The following is a 451-nucleotide window of genomic DNA, read 5'->3' on the forward strand; positions in this document are numbered from 1 at the left end:
AAAATCTTCATAAAAATTGGTAGCAATAGCTGTACATAATGTTGTAAAAGAAACAGGAAAAGTTGTCCAATCGCCATTTGTTCCACCACATATACTACGTATATAGATAGTATAAGATGTACCTGGTGTTAAGCCAGTAGAAACTTGAGCTGTATTTCCTGTTACTGTACCTGAAGCCACAACTGTTCCTGTTTCATTGCGTACTTCATAATAATATCCAGTTACTCCTGTAGCTGTAGAAGGGTTCCAAGAGAAATCAACTGAATTATGTGTAAAATTATTAATTTTTAAACCTACTGGAAAAATACACGGAGATACATCCTCATAATATACATCATCAAGATATACATATGCAGTACCGTTTTGGCTATCAAAAGAAAAAGCAAAATAATCATCGGTTGTTGCTGGTAACGGAACAATAAATTCTTGCCAAGCAGTTGTTAATGGTATA

Annotated in this window: 1 protein-coding gene; it reads right to left on the reverse strand. The window is 33.9% G+C overall.

Annotated elements, in window-relative coordinates:
* Positions 1-451 (reverse strand): fibronectin type III domain-containing protein (locus tag EG242_RS14890; RefSeq protein WP_203227746.1); only part of this gene is annotated, 451 nt, incomplete at both ends.

The sequence above is a fragment of the Paenimyroides viscosum genome (genome assembly GCF_003858535.1).
Lineage (GTDB): Bacteria > Bacteroidota > Bacteroidia > Flavobacteriales > Flavobacteriaceae > Flavobacterium > Flavobacterium viscosum.